The sequence below is a fragment of the Mycobacterium sp. MOTT36Y genome (assembly GCF_000262165.1).
GTDB classification, from domain to species: Bacteria; Actinomycetota; Actinomycetes; order Mycobacteriales; family Mycobacteriaceae; genus Mycobacterium; species Mycobacterium intracellulare.
Genome location: NC_017904.1, coordinates 578,682 through 594,132 on the forward strand (window position 1 = coordinate 578,682; position 15,451 = coordinate 594,132).

Annotated in this window: 18 protein-coding genes and 1 tRNA gene; 9 read left to right on the plus strand and 10 right to left on the minus strand. The window is 67.3% G+C overall.

Annotation, left to right across the window (positions count from 1 at the left end; genetic code table 11):
* Positions 1-39: 39 nt before the first annotated feature.
* The 4 genes from W7S_RS02870 (at position 40) to W7S_RS02885 (ending at position 3,284) form a co-directional block, all read left to right on the plus strand.
* A complete protein-coding gene (locus W7S_RS02870; RefSeq protein ID WP_029385077.1) occupies positions 40-915 on the plus strand; it encodes an alpha/beta fold hydrolase in 876 nt (291 codons plus the stop codon).
* An 88-nt stretch (positions 916-1,003) separates the two neighbouring features.
* A complete protein-coding gene (locus W7S_RS02875; RefSeq protein ID WP_014710883.1) occupies positions 1,004-1,672 on the plus strand; it encodes a S1 family peptidase in 669 nt (222 codons plus the stop codon).
* An 85-nt stretch (positions 1,673-1,757) separates the two neighbouring features.
* Positions 1,758-2,228: a lipoprotein LpqH gene (locus W7S_RS02880; protein ID WP_014379063.1), complete on the plus strand. Its 471-nt coding sequence runs from the start codon at positions 1,758-1,760 to the stop codon at positions 2,226-2,228.
* Positions 2,229-2,267: 39 nt separating this feature from the next.
* Positions 2,268-3,284 (plus strand): MAP_0585 family protein, encoded by a 1,017-nt coding sequence (locus W7S_RS02885; RefSeq protein ID WP_014383784.1) that lies wholly within the window; start codon positions 2,268-2,270, stop codon positions 3,282-3,284.
* A gap of 7 nt (positions 3,285-3,291) precedes the next feature.
* On the opposite strand, the gene W7S_RS02890 is transcribed toward W7S_RS02885, so the two are convergent.
* A complete protein-coding gene (locus W7S_RS02890; RefSeq protein WP_179300169.1) occupies positions 3,292-4,185 on the minus strand; it encodes a transglycosylase SLT domain-containing protein in 894 nt (297 codons plus the stop codon).
* 163 nt (positions 4,186-4,348) lie between these two features.
* On the opposite strand from W7S_RS02890, the gene W7S_RS02895 reads away from it, so the two are divergent.
* From W7S_RS02895 to W7S_RS02905, 3 genes are all read left to right on the plus strand, one after another.
* Positions 4,349-5,131 carry a DUF732 domain-containing protein gene (locus W7S_RS02895; RefSeq protein ID WP_014710885.1) on the plus strand — a complete coding sequence of 261 codons (783 nt, stop codon included), beginning with the start codon at positions 4,349-4,351 and terminating at the stop codon, positions 5,129-5,131.
* Between the two features lie 85 nt (positions 5,132-5,216).
* Positions 5,217-5,465: a hypothetical protein gene (locus W7S_RS02900; RefSeq protein ID WP_014710886.1), complete on the plus strand. Its 249-nt coding sequence runs from the start codon at positions 5,217-5,219 to the stop codon at positions 5,463-5,465.
* 149 nt (positions 5,466-5,614) lie between these two features.
* Positions 5,615-5,690, plus strand: a tRNA-Thr gene (locus tag W7S_RS02905).
* Positions 5,691-5,841: 151 nt separating this feature from the next.
* Here the strand turns inward: W7S_RS02905 and W7S_RS02910 are convergent.
* A complete protein-coding gene (locus tag W7S_RS02910) occupies positions 5,842-6,558 on the minus strand; it encodes a hypothetical protein (RefSeq protein ID WP_008263798.1) in 717 nt (238 codons plus the stop codon).
* 157 nt (positions 6,559-6,715) lie between these two features.
* Between W7S_RS02910 and phoP the strand changes: the two genes are divergently transcribed.
* Together phoP and W7S_RS02920 are read left to right on the plus strand one after the other, a co-directional pair.
* A complete protein-coding gene (gene phoP, locus W7S_RS02915) occupies positions 6,716-7,435 on the plus strand; it encodes a two-component system response regulator PhoP (RefSeq protein ID WP_008263800.1) in 720 nt (239 codons plus the stop codon).
* A gap of 40 nt (positions 7,436-7,475) precedes the next feature.
* Positions 7,476-8,918 (plus strand): cell wall metabolism sensor histidine kinase WalK, encoded by a 1,443-nt coding sequence (locus tag W7S_RS02920; RefSeq protein ID WP_014710887.1) that lies wholly within the window; start codon positions 7,476-7,478, stop codon positions 8,916-8,918.
* Here the strand turns inward: W7S_RS02920 and W7S_RS26660 are convergent.
* The 8 genes from W7S_RS26660 to W7S_RS02960 form a co-directional block, all read right to left on the minus strand.
* Complete coding sequence (locus W7S_RS26660; RefSeq protein WP_008263807.1) at positions 8,906-9,310, minus strand: HIT family protein; 405 nt, start codon at positions 9,308-9,310, stop codon at positions 8,906-8,908. The genes W7S_RS02920 and W7S_RS26660 overlap by 13 nt on opposite strands.
* A 6-nt stretch (positions 9,311-9,316) precedes the next feature.
* Complete coding sequence (locus tag W7S_RS26665; protein ID WP_009951973.1) at positions 9,317-9,754, minus strand: ketosteroid isomerase family protein; 438 nt, start codon at positions 9,752-9,754, stop codon at positions 9,317-9,319.
* Positions 9,755-9,941: 187 nt separating this feature from the next.
* Complete coding sequence (locus tag W7S_RS02935) at positions 9,942-11,069, minus strand: NDMA-dependent alcohol dehydrogenase (protein ID WP_008263811.1); 1,128 nt, start codon at positions 11,067-11,069, stop codon at positions 9,942-9,944.
* Positions 11,070-11,268: 199 nt separating this feature from the next.
* The gene (locus tag W7S_RS02940; protein WP_014710888.1) at positions 11,269-11,808 is read right to left on the minus strand and encodes a hypothetical protein; all 540 of its coding nucleotides are present in this window, start codon (positions 11,806-11,808) and stop codon (positions 11,269-11,271) included.
* A 2-nt stretch (positions 11,809-11,810) separates the two neighbouring features.
* A complete protein-coding gene (locus W7S_RS02945; RefSeq protein WP_008263814.1) occupies positions 11,811-12,020 on the minus strand; it encodes a ferredoxin in 210 nt (69 codons plus the stop codon).
* Between the two features lie 12 nt (positions 12,021-12,032).
* The gene (locus W7S_RS02950; protein WP_014710889.1) at positions 12,033-13,388 is read right to left on the minus strand and encodes a cytochrome P450; all 1,356 of its coding nucleotides are present in this window, start codon (positions 13,386-13,388) and stop codon (positions 12,033-12,035) included.
* On the minus strand, positions 13,385-14,212 hold the full coding sequence (locus tag W7S_RS02955; RefSeq protein WP_008263818.1) for an SDR family oxidoreductase: 828 nt from the start codon (positions 14,210-14,212) through the stop codon (positions 13,385-13,387). The genes W7S_RS02950 and W7S_RS02955 overlap by 4 nt, the downstream gene beginning before the upstream one ends.
* Positions 14,213-15,439 (minus strand): cytochrome P450, encoded by a 1,227-nt coding sequence (locus W7S_RS02960; protein WP_014710890.1) that lies wholly within the window; start codon positions 15,437-15,439, stop codon positions 14,213-14,215.
* Between the last annotated feature and the right edge of the window lie 12 nt (positions 15,440-15,451).

Genomic DNA, 15,451 nt, shown 5'->3' on the forward strand with positions numbered 1-15,451 from the left:
GAGCGCGGGCGCCGGTTGCGGGCGCCTTAGTATCACCTGGTGCCCACGGCAGCTGAACCGTTTACGATCCGGGGTCCCGGTGGGGTCCAGATCGTCGCCGACCGACTCGGGGATCCTCATGCGCGCGCGGTGGTGTTCCTGCATGGCGGCGGTCAGACGCGCCGTTCGTGGGGCAAGGCCGCTGCCGCGGTCGCCGCGCGGGGGTGGCAGGCCGTCACCGTCGACCTGCGCGGCCACGGCGAATCGGACTGGTCGGACGACGGCGACTATCGCGTCGTCAGTTTCGCCGGCGACGTCCAAGAGGTGCTGCGCACGCTGCCTCCGCGACCGGTGCTGGTCGGTGCCTCGCTGGGCGGGTTCACATCGATGCTGCTCGCCGGGGAGCTGTCCCCGGGCATCGCGAGCGCGGTCGTGTTGGTCGACATTGTCCCGAACATGGACCAGTCCGGGGCGAACCGGATCCATGCCTTCATGGCCGAGCGGGTGGAATCGGGGTTCGGCTCACTGGACGAAGTCGCCGACGCGATCGCCGAGTACAACCCGCATCGGCCGCGACCGACCGATCTGGACGGCCTGACCACCAACCTGCGTCGCCGCGGCGACCGCTGGTATTGGCACTGGGATCCGCAATTCATCAGCGGCACAGCGGCATTCCCGCCGTTCGAGGTCACCGACCCCGATCGGATGCACGCGGCCGTGGAGGCGATCCTGCGCGGCGGGGTGCCGATGCTCCTGGTGCGCGGGCAGATGAGCGACCTCGTCAGTCAGGAGCGCGCCGACGAATTCCTGGCGCGTTTTCCCCAAGTCGAATTCACCGATGTCCGCGGCGCGGGACACATGGTCGCCGGTGATCGCAACGACATCTTCGCTGGCGCCGTGCTGGACTTCCTTGCCCGGCACGTCGACGCCGGATGAACCGGCCGCGCGGAACCGGCTGGCCGCCAGCGCATTCGAGGCGAGTGGCGCTGTTACTATCTGCCCGGCACAAACGGAGGGGGACGGCGTGAACATGCCGTGGTTGCGGGGGCTGGGACTCGTTGGGGCCGTGCTGGTGGCCGCGACGACGCTGGCGAAAACCGCTGCGGCGGCGCCGCCGCCGGCCCTGCCGTCGCCGCCCCCGGCACCGGGCATGGGAGTCGATCATGAATCCGGCAGGTGCACAGCGGGTTTCGCGGCACAGGGCGCCGACGGCAGCTACTACCTGATGACCAGCGGGCACTGCGACTCGCACGATGGCGCGGAGTGGACGTACGGCAACGATGCTCCGCTCGGCAAGATCTCGGCCAGCGAGCATGAAGGGGTCAAGCGGGACGCCGCGATCATCCGCCTCGAGCCGAGCATCGGCATGCCGGTGGGCGACATAGCCGGCAGGTATCAGGTTCGGGATGTGTTGAGCCACGCGCAGATTCAACCCGGTATGCCGTTCTGCAAGATCGGTGCGGTGACGGGTGAGACGTGCGGCGCCATCAAAGGCATCGACGGTGACGTGGTCGAAGCAAGCGTCTTCAGCCTGGACGGCGACAGCGGCAGTCCCGGCTTCGTGATGAACCCCGACGGCACCGTGAGCGCCGTCGGTCTGTTGATGTCCTCGCCCGACGGTGACGACTACACGACCTATTTCATGCTGATCAATCCGCTGCTGGACAGGTGGGGCCTGCGCGTTCTCCCGTGAGTGTCGTAGCGTTTGCAATTCTGACGTACCGGGTACCGACGCCATGGTGAAGCAGCGGAACCGGCGACACGAAGGGGAAGCAGTAGTGAAGCGTGGGATCGTAGCCGGCGTTGCCGGTGTGGCCCTGGTGATCGCGGCCGGCGCGGGGTGTTCGAGCAACAAGTCCGGTACGTCGCCGTCCGGCTCGTCTTCGCCGGCGGGTGCGGCGGGTCCGCTGGTGATCGTCGACGGCCAGAACCAGAACGTCAGCGGGCAGGTCACCTGCACCGCCGCGGGGGACAACACCAACATCGGCATCGGCGACCCCACCGCCGGGCTCGGCGCCGTGGTCAGCAATGGCAATCCGCCCCTGGTCCATTCGGTCGGGCTGGGCACCGTCAACGGGGTCGCGCTCGGTTTCTCCGACGCCGCGCCCAACCAGGGCGGCAGTGCCGGGGCCGCGGTCAACGGCAAGACGTGGGCGATCAAGGGCACCGCTACGGGTGTCGACATGAGCAACCCGCAGCAACCGCAGCAGGTAACCAAGTCATTCGAGTTGGACGTCACCTGCCCGTAGCGCAGGCCATCGACACCCGAGGGGAACGCAGCTATGTCTATGAAACGTGTCGTCGGCGCTGCCGCGGTGGCCGCCGGCCTGAGCATCTCCATGGCCACCCTGAACGCCGGGACGGCCTACTCCGCGCCACTTGACCCGCCTCCGCCCTGCCCGGGCTGCCACGGCGGTGGCGGTGGTGGCGGCGGCGGGGGCGGCAACCCCGGCGGCCCGGGCGGCGCGCCGGGCGGCCCGGGTGGACAGCCCGGCGGCCACGGCGGTCAGCAGGGCGGGGGGAACACCCCGCCGCAGGGTGGCCAGAACGGTCCGCCGGCGCAAGGTGGGCAGAATGGTCCGCCGGCGCAGGGTGGGCAGAATGGTCCGCCTGCGCAGGGTGGCCAGAATGGTCCGCCGGCGCAGGGTGGCCAGAACGGTCCGCCGGCGCAGGGTGGCCAGAACGGTCCGCCGGCGCAGGGCGGCCAGAACGGCCCGCCGCAGGGCGGGCAGAACGGCCCGCAGCCGAATGAGCGCGGTCAATACCCGCCGCAGCCGGGGCAGAACACCCCGCCGAATGAGCCCGGTCAGAACCCGCCGCAGGGCGGGCAGACCAACGCCCCGGCGAACACGCAGAATCCGCCGGGGAACGAGCGGCAGCGGTACGCCTCGCTCAACCCCCCGAGCACGCAGCCGCCGCACCCGCCGTACATTCCGCCGCGCGGGGTGTATGCCAGCGGCAACGCCGAGATCGGCGGGCCGGTGGGTCTCGACACCGGCTTCAGCGTCGTGGGCCACGGGGCACCCCCGCCGCCGCGCCCGCACAACTACGGCTGGAACGACGGCCCGGCGCCGGGCCACCCGCCGCCGCACTGGGTGGGCCCGCCGCCCCCGGGGGGCTGGAACGGTCCGCCGCCTCCGGGTGGGTGGAACCGGCCGTGGGCCGGACCGCCGCGTGACGTGCTGGTGGCCCGGGCGGACTTCGGACCGTTCAACTACAACACCTTTACCGTCGTCCCGGTCTTCAACTGGCAGTACGGCGGTTGGGGTTACTGGTTCTTCGGTGTCTGGGTGCCCCTGTACTGAGCGCGTATTACTGCGGGTGGGCCGCCACGTAGTCCGCGGCCGGGATCGGTGACGACGCGTCGTAGCCGATGGGCAGCACGACGTCGCCCGCGGTGGTGCGGCAATAGACGTCCCACCGGTAGTACGCGGTGAACGTGGCCGGATCGGCCGCGATCAGCGCCGCGTATTGGTCGACCGCGCGCACGTATTCGCCGGCGTGGTTGTAGCCGTAGATGGCGCGATCCCGATCGTTGGCAAAGCCGTTGGCGGCCAGGTAGCGGCCCGCCGCCAGGATGCTGTCGCGCGGGGAGTGGATATCGCCGCCCTGTCCGTAACCGGCGAACGTCGACGGCAAGAACTGCATCGGGCCCTGCGCCCCGGCGGTGCTCGCGCCCACGATGCTGCCGAAACGGGTCTCGATGAAGTTGATTGCGGCCAGGTAGTTCCAGCCGACGCCGGATTCGGACTCCGCCTGGTGGTAGTCGCTGAGCAGCTCGTCGGCCGGGGCCGGCGGCTCGATGCGCCACGCCGGCAGGGTGTCTCGCACCGGGGTCAGCGCGATGAGTTGCCGACGGGCGTCGACGTTGCGGTCGTAGACCTCGGCCAACTCCGCCGGGATGCGCGGGCGCGTCGTCGCATCCCATTCGGGATGGCGTGCGATGGCCCGGTAGGCCGCCTGCTCGCGGTGTGCCGCCGCCGTCAGCGCCGGCTCCGCGGTCCCCGGGTCGCGCAGGGCGCGCTCGTCGGCGACGAGGTCGTCGGCCAGCTGCGCGGGATCCGCCGCCAGCGGCGGCTGCGCGCCGCCGGGCGTCCCCGAATCCACGGGCACCACCCGGGTCGGCGCCGCGGTGGCGGACGTCGTCGTGGCAGCCGGGGAGGCATTTTTGGGATGCGACGCCGAACAACCGGCGAGCGCGACCATGATCGCGGCGAGGACGAGCGGCGCGACGCGTCGGTTACGGCCCACAGTGATCACATCCGTCCATCGCCTCGATCCCCCACGGCTCCGGCTGGTTCGCCTCACAGCGAGTCTGTCGCATCCGAGCGCGTGACATCAATGCCGATGAAGGCTCAAACTGGTTGATATGCGCGACCGCGAGACGATCGACTCAGAACTGCGGCGCATCGCCCTTGGGCGACGATCGATCCGCGAGCAGGGTGGCCAGCCGTCGACCCAAGAGGTCGACGAACTACTCGACGAACTCCTGGCCCACAGCAACGGGGCGACGCTCGTGAACGCGCCCAGCGCCCCCGAAACCCCGACCGTCGCCGCCGCCCGGCCCCGGCACGACACGGTCACGCTCCCGCGGCCTGGCGCGGTGCTGCGCCGCCTGGGCCTGGTGGCGGCGTTGCCGCTGTCACTGGTGGCGATCGCCGCCGCCGCGATCGCCATATTCGCCGTCCGCCACCAGGATTCATCGGCGCAGCCGACGGAAGCCCCGCCGCCGGCCGCGTCGTCACCCAGTCGACCGGTCGCGTCGCCACCCGCTCGCATGGCTCCCCCCGCACCCGCCCCGCGGATCGGCGTAGCCGACACGGCGTTCATCGCCGCGTTGAAGCACGAAGGCGTGCCGATTCCCAGCCAGGATTACGTGACGGTCCAGGGGCACGCCGTCTGCGACTTCCTGGCGCACCAACACAACTTTTCCGACGCGGTCGGATTCGTGCAGCGATCGTCGATCTGGGACGCCGATCAAAGCACTCATGTCACCGCGGGCGCCATCGTCGCGTACTGCCCCCAGTCCCTACCCTCTGCCTCAAACGAGATGCAGCCGTCCTATCAGGATGCCCTCTCCGATTTGCAGGCCATCGAAGGAAAACTGCGGGACATCCAGGGAGATCTGGACAACCTTCCGGGCCACCCGTGAGCCGGATCGGACGCCATCCCGCCTCGGGTCGAAACCGGTTGCCCTACAGGGTGTTACCTCAACGCGGCGTGGAGCGCATGCAACCGTGACCCTGCTATTTCTGGTTCTGAAAGTCGCCCTGATCGCCTTCGTCGTCGGAGGCACCGTCGCTGTGATCACCCGCGGGGTCAGACGTTCACGCGCGAACAGACTGGATCCGCGGTGGAAGGGACCCGGTGGTCAACCCGGGTACGAGGCTTCCGCTTTGGGCGCCATGCCCACCACGCCGCTTCCCGAATGGGCCTACTGGGGCGACGAGGAGGACGACGACCACAGCGATGGCAGGGCGTGTTGAGCGCGCCAACGCAGGATTGAGCGCTTACCAAAGCGCTCCGTTTCGCGGGCTCCCGCCCTACACCCGCACCTCCGCCGGCTCGAGTCGACGCGTAGCTCGGACGGCATCACCCCTGCCGTAGAATCGTCGTGGCTTGTCGAGCCACCCAGGCCGCGTTAGCTCAGTTGGTAGAGCGTCGCTCTTGTAAAGCGGATGTCGAGAGTTCGAGTCTCTCACGCGGCTCCATTCCTGTCGGTACTCACCGATAGCGTCGCCTTATGTCCACGGTTTGTCGCAGGTGCGGAGTCGATTTCGACGGCCGTCGGCGAAAGGTGTTCTGCACCAACGCATGCCAACAATCACACCGCCGACACTTACGGCGTAAAGGCCTAACCGGTCACTGGTCGGTGTCGATCACGCGCGCCGAGCGCACCGCCCGTGACGAGGGCCGCCGGCGCCCCGGCAGCGGGATCCGATCCGCGATGTTGCTCAGCGGGTTGACCACCATGGTGAGCGCGATGACGGCGTCTTGCAGGGTGGCGATGGCGGGCTCGAGCGCCTCCATCCCCGGGGTGAGCCGCGCCAGGGTGTCGGCGACGTCGGCGAGCTGGTCCAGCGGCCCGTGTTTGGCGGTCAGCTTGTCGACCAGGCCGCCTTCGCTGAGCAGGCGGTCGGCCAGCCCGTCCTCGGCCAGCAGGCGTTCGATCAATCCGTCCTCGGCGACCAGCTGATCGGCAAGCCCGCCCGGCTGCAGCGTGCGCTGCAAGGCGCCGCCCTCGGCGGTCAGCCGGTCGAGCAGGCCGCCCTCCGAGGTCAGCATGTCGACGACCCCACCCGGGCGGAGCAACCGATCGAGCGGCCCGTCCGGGGCCACCGCCCGACCCAGCGGGGCGTCGTCGTCGAGCAGCCTGGCCAGCCGGTTGGCGCGCACGAGCGCGTCGTCGAGACCCAGCATCGACGTCATCGGGTTGGTGCCGGCGGACCCGTTCTCGCCCAAAGCCCGCTTCGCCACGCCAACGGCCGCGCTTGCCACGCCCAGACCCGCATCCGCCGCGGCCAGACCGACCCGCGCGGGAGCGGTCGCCGCCGACACGATGCTTTTGGCGAGGTTCATTCTTCGAGTCTATGCACGGCGCGGCCTGCGAAAGGCCGATCCGTCTTAAGGCAACGCGCCGATGCCTGGCAGACTACTAACAGACGGTTGACACTGAGCTTTCAGGAATCACACAATTTTTCCATAGGTAACTTCAAGTAAGGGACAGCAGCACCTGATGACATCGCCAACTCCCAGCGACACCAAACCGGAGGCCCGCGTCCTCGTGGTCGACGACGAGGCCAACATCGTCGAACTGCTCTCGGTCAGCTTGAAGTTCCAGGGCTTCGAGGTCTACACGGCAACCAATGGCGCCCAGGCGTTGGACCGGGCGCGCGAAGCCCGTCCCGATGCCGTCATCCTCGACGTGATGATGCCCGGCATGGACGGGTTCGGGGTGTTGCGACGGTTGCGGGCCGACGGCATCGACGCCCCCGCGCTGTTTTTGACGGCGCGGGATTCCTTGCAGGACAAGATCGCCGGCCTGACGCTGGGGGGCGACGACTATGTGACGAAGCCGTTCAGCCTCGAAGAGGTCGTCGCGCGGTTGCGGGTCATCCTGCGGCGCGCCGGCAAGGGCGGCGCCGAACCACGCAGCGCCCGACTGACTTTCGCCGATATCGAACTCGACGAAGAAACGCACGAGGTGTGGAAGGCCGGTCAGCCCGTGTCGCTGTCGCCGACCGAATTCACGCTGCTGCGTTACTTTGTGATCAACGCGGGCACGGTGTTGAGCAAACCGAAGATCCTCGACCACGTATGGCGCTACGACTTCGGGGGCGACGTGAACGTCGTCGAGTCCTACGTGTCGTACCTGCGGCGCAAGATCGACACCGGCGAGAAGCGGCTGCTGCACACGCTGCGCGGCGTGGGTTATGTGTTGCGGGAACCGCGCTGAGCGCGTGCGAGGTCGTCAACGGTAGCGAAGAATTGGGTAGATGGTCACTCAGCCTCGACGCGGATTGCCGCTCCGAATAGGGCTCGTCGCCGCCACCCTGTTGTTGGTCGCCTGCGGCCTGGCCGTTTCCGGTGTCGCGGTGACGTCGATCCTCCGGCACAGTCAGATCAGCCGCATCGACCAGACGCTGCTCGACGCATCCCACAGCTGGGCCCTGGCCCCGCGTCGTCAGTCCCCGCCGCCGTACGAGGGCCCCGACCCGGGCCGGCCACCGTCGAAGTTCTACGTGCGCGGCGTCGGCACGGACGGCGTGCCCTTCACCGCCATCAACGACCGCAACGCCGAACCGGCGCTCCCGGCCAACAACGACGTGGGTCCCAACCCGACGACGCTGCCCTCGGTGAATGGCTCGAACATCCATTGGCGGGCCGTATCGGTGCGCGGGCCACAGGGTTTGACGACGGTCGCGATCGACCTGTCCGATCTCCAGCACACTCTCCGCTCACTGGTCTGGCTGCAGATCGCCATCGGGGTGGGGGTGCTGGTCCTGGTCGGGATCGCCAGCTTCGCCGTGGTCCAGCGCAGCCTGCGGCCGTTGGCCGAAGTCGAACGAACGGCCGCGGCCATCGCGTCCGGCCAGTTGGATCGCCGTGTCCCAGAACGGGATCCGCGCACCGAGGTGGGCCGGCTCTCGCTCGCCCTCAACGGAATGCTGGCGCAGATTCAGCAAGCGCTGGCGTCCTCGGAGTCCTCGGCCGAGAAGGCTCGCGGCTCCGAGGACCGGATGCGCCGCTTCATCACCGACGCCAGCCACGAGCTGCGCACCCCGCTGACCACCATCCGCGGTTTCGCCGAACTGTATCGCCAAGGCGCCGCCCGCGACGTCGCCATGTTGTTGTCGCGGATCGAGAGCGAGGCCTCCCGGATGGGTATGCTGGTGGACGACCTGCTGCTGCTGGCCCGCCTCGACGTGCAACGACCGCTCGAGCACAACCGGGTGGACCTGCTGGCGCTGGCCAGCGACGCCGTGCACGACGCGCAGGCGATCGATCCGGGGCGAACCATCACCATGAAGGTCCTCGACGGGCCCGGCACGCCGGAGGTGCTCGGCGACGAAGCGCGCATCCGGCAGGTGCTGAGCAATCTGATCGCCAACGCCTTGCAGCACACCCCGGAAAGCGCCGACGTGACGGTGCGGGTCGGCACCGACGGCGACGACGCGGTCCTCGAGGTGGCGGACAAGGGCCCCGGCATGAGCGAGCAGGACGCGTCGCGGGTGTTCGAGCGCTTCTATCGCACCGACTCGTCGCGGGCGCGCGCGAGCGGCGGGACCGGCCTGGGCCTATCCATCGTGGAGTCGCTGGTGCGGGCGCACGGCGGTGTCGTCAGCGTGACCACCGCGCCGGGCGAGGGCTGCTGCTTCCGGGTGACGTTGCCGCGCATCAGTGACGTCCACGCGCAGCACGCGGTTCACGCCAACTGAGCCAGGGCCGCCTTGATCTTGGCCTGGGCTTCGTCCAGCGATTCCGGTGAGGGGTTGCGGTCCACGTTGGCGAAGCCGAAGTCGCTGAGGCTGCGGGTCGGGAAGACGTGCACATGCAGATGCGGCACCTCCAGTCCGGCGATGATCAGGCCGGACCGTTCGGTCCTGAAGGCCTTGCAGACGGCCTTGCCGATCAACTGGCTCACGGTCATCACCCGGGCGAAGGCCGCGCCGTCGACGTCCTGCCAATTGTCGATCTCTTCGCGCGGCACGACGAGGGTGTGTCCCTGGGTCATCGGCTCGATCGTCAGGAACGCCACGACGTCGTCGTCCTCATAGACAAAGCGGCCGGGCAGTTCGCGGTTGATGATCTTGGTGAAGATCGACGCCATGGGCACTCACTCCTCCTTGCCGAACTGCATCATCTCCAGGTTCCAGTAGCCACGCATGTTGGTGATCAACCCGGCGTCGTTGACCTTGTAGGTGAACACCCCACGCACCGAGCTGGTCAGGCCGCCCTCGAACTTGCTGTTGAGCACCAAGATGTGGGCGATCTCGTCGGGGGAGCTCGACGGGAAGGTCTCCTCGCAGGTGATGGAGAGCTGATTGGCCGCGATGTTGGTGTCGAAGAACGCTCCGACGGCCTCCTTGCCACGGACACCGGTGCCGTCGGGGTTGGTGACGGACTTGCCGATCGGGTCCTCGATGACGACGTCATCGGACATCAGCGCCAACCAGCCCGCCCGGTCGTGCGCCTGCACGCACCGCCACGAGGACTGCGACGCGGCCAGGGCCGGGGATGCCTGGGATTCTTGCGCGGCTGCGGCTTCGGTCATTTATTCTCCTGTCACTAGTTTGCGCACCCGGTGCCTCGGAACGAGTCAACCCGATGGGCGTCCGTGAGCCGATTACGTTGTGGCACAAGGAGGGAGCTCGACAGCACACCGCCATGGCGCCGGTTCGCCCCGGCGCCATGAGGTGGCACAAAGCCGGTCACAGCAGACGCGGCTGATGACGGGTCGTTTACCGGTCGGCGTCGGTGTAGCGGATGACTCCGCGAATGTTCTTGCCGTCCAGCATGTCCTGATAGCCGTCGTTGATCTGCTCGAGCCGGTATTGGCGGGTGATCATGTCGTCCAGGTTCAGCTTGCCGGCCTTGTACATCGACAGCAGCTGCGGGATGTCGTACTGCGGGTTGCCGCCACCGAAGATGGTGCCCTGCAGGTTCTTCTGCATCAGGGTCAGCATCGCCAGGTTGAGGTTGACGTTGGTGTCCAGCAGGCTGCCGATGGCGGTCAGCACGCAGGTCCCGCCCTTTTGGGTGATGTTGAGGTAGTTGTCGACGTCGGCGCCCTGCAGCTCGCCCACGGTGACGACGACCTTGTGGGCCATCAGGCCGTAGGTGACCTCGGCCATGCCGGCCATCGCGGCCATGATGTCGGGGTAGACGTGGGTGGCACCGAACTTCAGCGCCTGGTCGCGCTTCCACTCCACCGGGTCGATCGCGAAGATGTAGCGCGCGCCCGCGTTGACCGCGCCCTGCAGCGCGGCCATGCCGACCCCGCCGACGCCGACGATGGCGACGTCTTGGCCCGGCCGGATGTCAGCGGTGCGGACCGACGACCCGTAGCCGGTGGTGACACCGCAGCCGACCAGCGCGGCGACCTCGAACGGGACCGACGGGTCGATCTTCACCACCGAGCTGCGGTGCACGACCATGTAGGGGGAGAACGTACCCAGCAGCGTCATGGGGAAGACGTTCTGGCCGCGGGCCTGGATGCGGAACGTCCCGTCGGACACCGCGGCGCCGCCCAGCAGGCCGGCTCCCAGGTCGCAGAGGTTGCGCATGCCGGCCTGACAGGTCGGACACTGCCCGCAGGACGGGATGAACGACAGCACCACGTGGTCACCCGGCGCGATGTCTTCCACGCCCGGCCCGACCTCGGTGACGATGCCGGCGCCCTCGTGACCGCCCAGCACCGGGAAACCGGCCATCGGGATACCCCCGGTGACCAGGTGATGGTCGGAGTGGCACATGCCCGCCGCTTCCATCTGGATCTTGACCTCATGCGCTTGCGGGTCGCCGATCTCGATTTCCTCGATGGACCAGGGCTGGTTGAACTCCCAGATCAGTGCGCCTTTTGTCTTCACGATGGTCCTGACCCCATTTCGCCTTTGGAATTGATCAGCGCTGACCGGCCCTTCATGCCGGCCAGCTAGGTGACGGATGCCACAGGCACCCTCGTCGCGTCAGCATAGCGCGTGCAACAAATCAAATGCTTGGTTGGCTCCCGCGGCGATCGCAAGCGCGGCGTAGCCGGGGCGCAGCGGGTCGCCGCCATTGCTTCGGTCACCAGATGGGGACCGGTGCTTCGCCGAGCGGGTAGTAGCCGGGCAGCTTCTCGCCGGCGATGCTGCGTTCGATGCGCCGCTGCATGCCCTCGCTCAGGTCGCCGGACTCGATGAGCTTGCCGTACATGTACGCGACGTGTCCGAAGTCGAAGAAGTCGCGCTGCCACTCGATCAACAGGTCGTCGTTGAGCCGGAACCAGCTGCCGCCGATGCCGTAGATCTCGCCCTGGGTGCCGTCGGCCTTGTTGACGATCTGCTTCCAAAAGCCGACGATCTCGCTCTGCTTCTCGTCGATGAGCACCTTCTGGTACTCATACACCCAGTTCTCCAGGCCTTCCATCTCCAAACCCAAAGCGATGTCGCGGATCTCGTCGACGCCGACGCACATCACGTCTTCTTTGGGGCCGATGTTCCACCCGTAGGTCGCGTCTTTGGTGTAGAAGTCCGCCAATGGGCGCCAGTCACCGGCCTTTTCGCAGTCCTTGTTGGCCTGCAGCCAGCGGTCGACCCATGCCTCGAGCTCTTCGCGTGACGCCACTGTCAATCTTCTTTCTCTTTGATGAGTAGTGCTTGTGTTGGGCACATCTCGACCGCGCGTTCGACTTCGTCGCGGGCGTCTTCGGGGGGCTCGGGGTCGAGGATCTCGACCTTGCCCCGCTTGGGCACCTGGAAGTAGTCGGGCGCCTCCAGTTCGCACATGGCGTGGCCCTGACACAAATCCAGATCGGCTTCGATTCGGAATCCGCCCATCGGACTTACTCCTTACGCGTTGCGCTTGCGGTAGCGGACCTTGGCCGGCCGGGCGAGCTGCACGACCATCTTCGAGTGATCGTTGTGATAGCTGTCCGCCGGTTGCGCCATCTCGAAGTCGTACTCGCGCAACAGCACCGAGAAGATCGCCTTGATCTGCATCTGGGCGAACGCTGCGCCGACGCAGCGGTGCCGGCCCGCACCGAACGGGATCCAGGTCCACCGGTTGACGATGTCGGCCTGCTCGGGCTTGTTGTAGCGGTCCGGTTTGAACGCATCCGGGTCGGGAAAGTCCTCGGGAATCCGGTTGGAGATCGCCGGAGAAGCCGCGACGTAGTCGCCGTTGTGAATCGGGAAGCCCTCGACCTCGAACTCGCCCTGGGCCACCCGCATCAGAATGATGAGCGGTGGGTGCAGCCGCAGCGTCTCCTTGACCACGTTGTCCAGCTTCGGAATCGACCGCAGCGCATGGAAACTCACCTCCTGGCCGTCGGCGTAGAGCTCCTCGAGCTCGGCCAGCACCTCGGCGTACACCTCGGGATGGCGGATCAACTCGATCAGGGTCCACGCCGAGGTCCCCGAACTGGTGTGGTGCCCGGCGAACATGAGCGAGATGAACATCCCGGTGACCTCGTCGGCGGAGAACCGCGGATTGCCATCCTCGTCGTTGATCGACACGAGCACGTCGAGCATGTCGCGGTCGCTCTTGTCCTTCGGCGGGTTGGCCAGCCGCTCGTTCATGATCTCCTGCACCAGCGCAACGAGTTTGACGCGGGCCTCGTCGCGACGCCGGAAACTGTCGATCGGCAGGTACGGATCGACGTAGCACAACGGGTCGGTGCCGCGTTCCAGCTCGTGGTAGTACTCCGCGAACCGGTGGTCGAGCTGGTTACGGAATTTCACGCCGATCAGGCAGGCCGTCGAGGTGTAGATCGTCAGCTCGGAGAAAAAGTCGAGCAGCTCGATCTCGCCCTCGTCGCCCCAGTCGGCGATCATCCCCTTCACTTGAGCCTCGATGGTGGCGGCGTGGCCCTTCATCTGCTCCCCGCGCAGCGCCGAGTTGTGCAGCATTTCCTTGCGCCGCTCCGGGCTGGCGTCGAACACCACGCCCTTGCCGAAGATCGGCGCCATGAACGGGTACGCCGCGGCCTGGTCGAGGTCCTCGTCGGCGGACCGGAAGAAGAACTCGTTGGCACCCGCGCCGGAGAGCAGGATGACGTGCTTGTCCACCAGCTGGAACCACCCGACGTCGCCGCACTCGTCGCGGACCCGCTTCATCAAACCGATTGGGTCGGTACGGAATTCCTCGAGGTGGCCGTGCTCTTCTTCGCCACCGGAAACCCGGGGCACGATAGCTGTGCTGGTCATTGTCCTGGCATCCCCTCTTCGCCGAGTGCGAGCTTCTGGCGATCTTTGTTATTGGCCAGCGGGGCTTCGGGCTGAAGCTCCATGTTGGCAACGAAGCCGCCGCGCGGCGTCTCGGCGACGAACGTGATGGCGCGTGCCAAATCCGCTGCGCGCAAGAAGTAGTCGTGACGGGCCTGGCCCCACTTGGCCCAGTCTTCCAGTGCGGGACCGATCTTTTCGGCGGGAAGGCTCCACCCCATCGACGTCTTCGTCGGGCCCGGATGCACGATCGAGGCCCGCACGCCCGTGCCCTCGAGCTCCATCTGAAAGTTGGTGACCATCGCGACCAGGGCGGCCTTGGCGGCGCCGTAGGCGCCCATGTGCGGTCGCTGGCGCAGGGCGACGTCGGAGCCGACGAAGATCAAGTCACCCCGCTGCCGCTCCAGCATGCCGGGCAGCACCGCGGCGGCCAGCCGGTTGGCGCCGACGAGATGGATCTGCAGCTGGGACTCGAATTCGTCGGTGGTGATCTCGGCGAGCTTGCCGAAGTAGGTGTCGCCCGCGCCGGCGACCAGTACCTCGATGTCGCCGAGCGCGTCGACCGACTGGGCCACAAAGGATTTCACCGAATTCGGGTCGGTGACGTCCAGGTGGAACCCGACCGCTTCGCCGCCCTCGGCGTTGATCTTGCCGACGATGTCGTCGAGCTTCTCGACCCGGCGTGCGCCCAGGGCGACCGGGAAGCCGTGCGCCGCGAGTTCGATGGCGGTGGCCTCCCCGATGCCGGAGGACGCGCCGGCCACGATGGCGGGCCGGCGTTCGGGCAGGGGCTCAAAGCGGGGCATTCAGCGGACCTCCACGCTCATTGGTAGGTGGGCGAATCCGCGGACATTGCTGGAGTGGACGCGGACGGCGTTGGCCTCGTCCACTTCGTAGCCGCGGATTCGCTTGAACAACTCGGTGAGCGCCACCCGGGCTTCCATCCGCGCCAAATGCGCGCCCAGGCAGAAGTGTGCGCCGCTACCGAAACTCAATAGCTTGGGCCCGATTTCGCGCCCGATCACATAATCGTCAGGGTTGTCGAACACCCGCTCGTCACGATGGCCCGAGCCGGGCAACAGCAGCAGGACGTCGCCGTCGGGAATGGTGGTGTCATAAAGGGTGAGCTCACCGGACACGGTGCGGGCCAGGATCTGGCTGGAGGTGTCGTAGCGCAGGGTCTCCTCGACCCACAGCGGCACCCGGGACAGATCGTCGTAGACCGGGGTCAGCTGATCGGGGTTCTTATGACCCCAAAAGGCGGCGTTGGCAAGCAGTTTGGTGGTGGTCTCGTTTCCCGCGATCACCATGAGGAACATGAAGCCGAGCACCTCGTCATCGGTCAGCCGGTCGCCGTCGATCTCGGCTTCCAGCAGCGCGGACGTCAGATCGTCCGTCAATTGCTCGCGTCGCTCGGCCACCATCTGTTGGTAGTAGACGATGAGGTTGAGGGAGGCCTCGACGGCCTCGGGCGGCACGTCGGTGACGCCCTCCTCGCGGTGCATCACCCCGTCGGCCCAGGCGCGGACCTGGTCTCGGTCCGGCTCGGGCACACCCATCAACTCGGAGATGACGTCCATGGGCAGCTTGCCGGCGAACTCGTCGACATAGTCGACGGTGCCGTTCGCTGAAGACTTAGCCTTGGCCAGCATCGTGTCGAGGTGCTGCGTGGCGATCTCGGTGACCCGGGGTTCGAGTTCGCGAATCCGGCGCGGCGTGAAGCCTTTTGAGACCAGCGTGCGCAGCCGCAGGTGGGCCGGATCGTCCATCGCGAGAAAGCTCATCGTCTTACTTGCGTGCGGGCCGCGCGACGCCGGATCCAGCGAGACGCCGTACTTGTTGGACAGCGTGGTGCTGTTGCGGAAACCCTGCAGCACGTCCTGGTGCCGGGACAGCGCCCAGAACTTCAGTTCGTCATTGCGATACAGCGGGGCGTCGTCGCGGAGACGCTTGTAGTACGGGTACGGATCCTCGTGGAAGTCGTAATCGTAGGGATCGAGGACCAGCTCGTGGTCGCCAACGTGGACGGTCATCGCTTAGGTTCC

Bases quoted from the DNA above. Each gene is read 5' to 3' on its own strand.
- W7S_RS02885 (WP_014383784.1), top strand. From the start codon at position 2,268: ATGAAACGTGTCGTCGGCGCTGCCGCGGTGGCCGCCGGCCTGAGCATC.
- W7S_RS02890 (WP_179300169.1), bottom strand. From the start codon at position 4,185: ATGGTCGCGCTCGCCGGTTGTTCGGCGTCGCATCCCAAAAATGCCTCC.
- W7S_RS02895 (WP_014710885.1), top strand. From the start codon at position 4,349: ATGCGCGACCGCGAGACGATCGACTCAGAACTGCGGCGCATCGCCCTT.
- W7S_RS02910 (WP_008263798.1), bottom strand. From the start codon at position 6,558: ATGAACCTCGCCAAAAGCATCGTGTCGGCGGCGACCGCTCCCGCGCGG.
- phoP (WP_008263800.1), top strand. From the start codon at position 6,716: ATGACATCGCCAACTCCCAGCGACACCAAACCGGAGGCCCGCGTCCTC.
- W7S_RS02920 (WP_014710887.1), top strand. From the start codon at position 7,476: ATGGTCACTCAGCCTCGACGCGGATTGCCGCTCCGAATAGGGCTCGTC.
- W7S_RS26660 (WP_008263807.1), bottom strand. From the start codon at position 9,310: ATGGCGTCGATCTTCACCAAGATCATCAACCGCGAACTGCCCGGCCGC.
- W7S_RS26665 (WP_009951973.1), bottom strand. From the start codon at position 9,754: ATGACCGAAGCCGCAGCCGCGCAAGAATCCCAGGCATCCCCGGCCCTG.
- W7S_RS02945 (WP_008263814.1), bottom strand. From the start codon at position 12,020: ATGGGCGGATTCCGAATCGAAGCCGATCTGGATTTGTGTCAGGGCCAC.
- W7S_RS02950 (WP_014710889.1), bottom strand. From the start codon at position 13,388: ATGACCAGCACAGCTATCGTGCCCCGGGTTTCCGGTGGCGAAGAAGAG.
- W7S_RS02955 (WP_008263818.1), bottom strand. From the start codon at position 14,212: ATGCCCCGCTTTGAGCCCCTGCCCGAACGCCGGCCCGCCATCGTGGCC.
- W7S_RS02960 (WP_014710890.1), bottom strand. From the start codon at position 15,439: ATGACCGTCCACGTTGGCGACCACGAGCTGGTCCTCGATCCCTACGAT.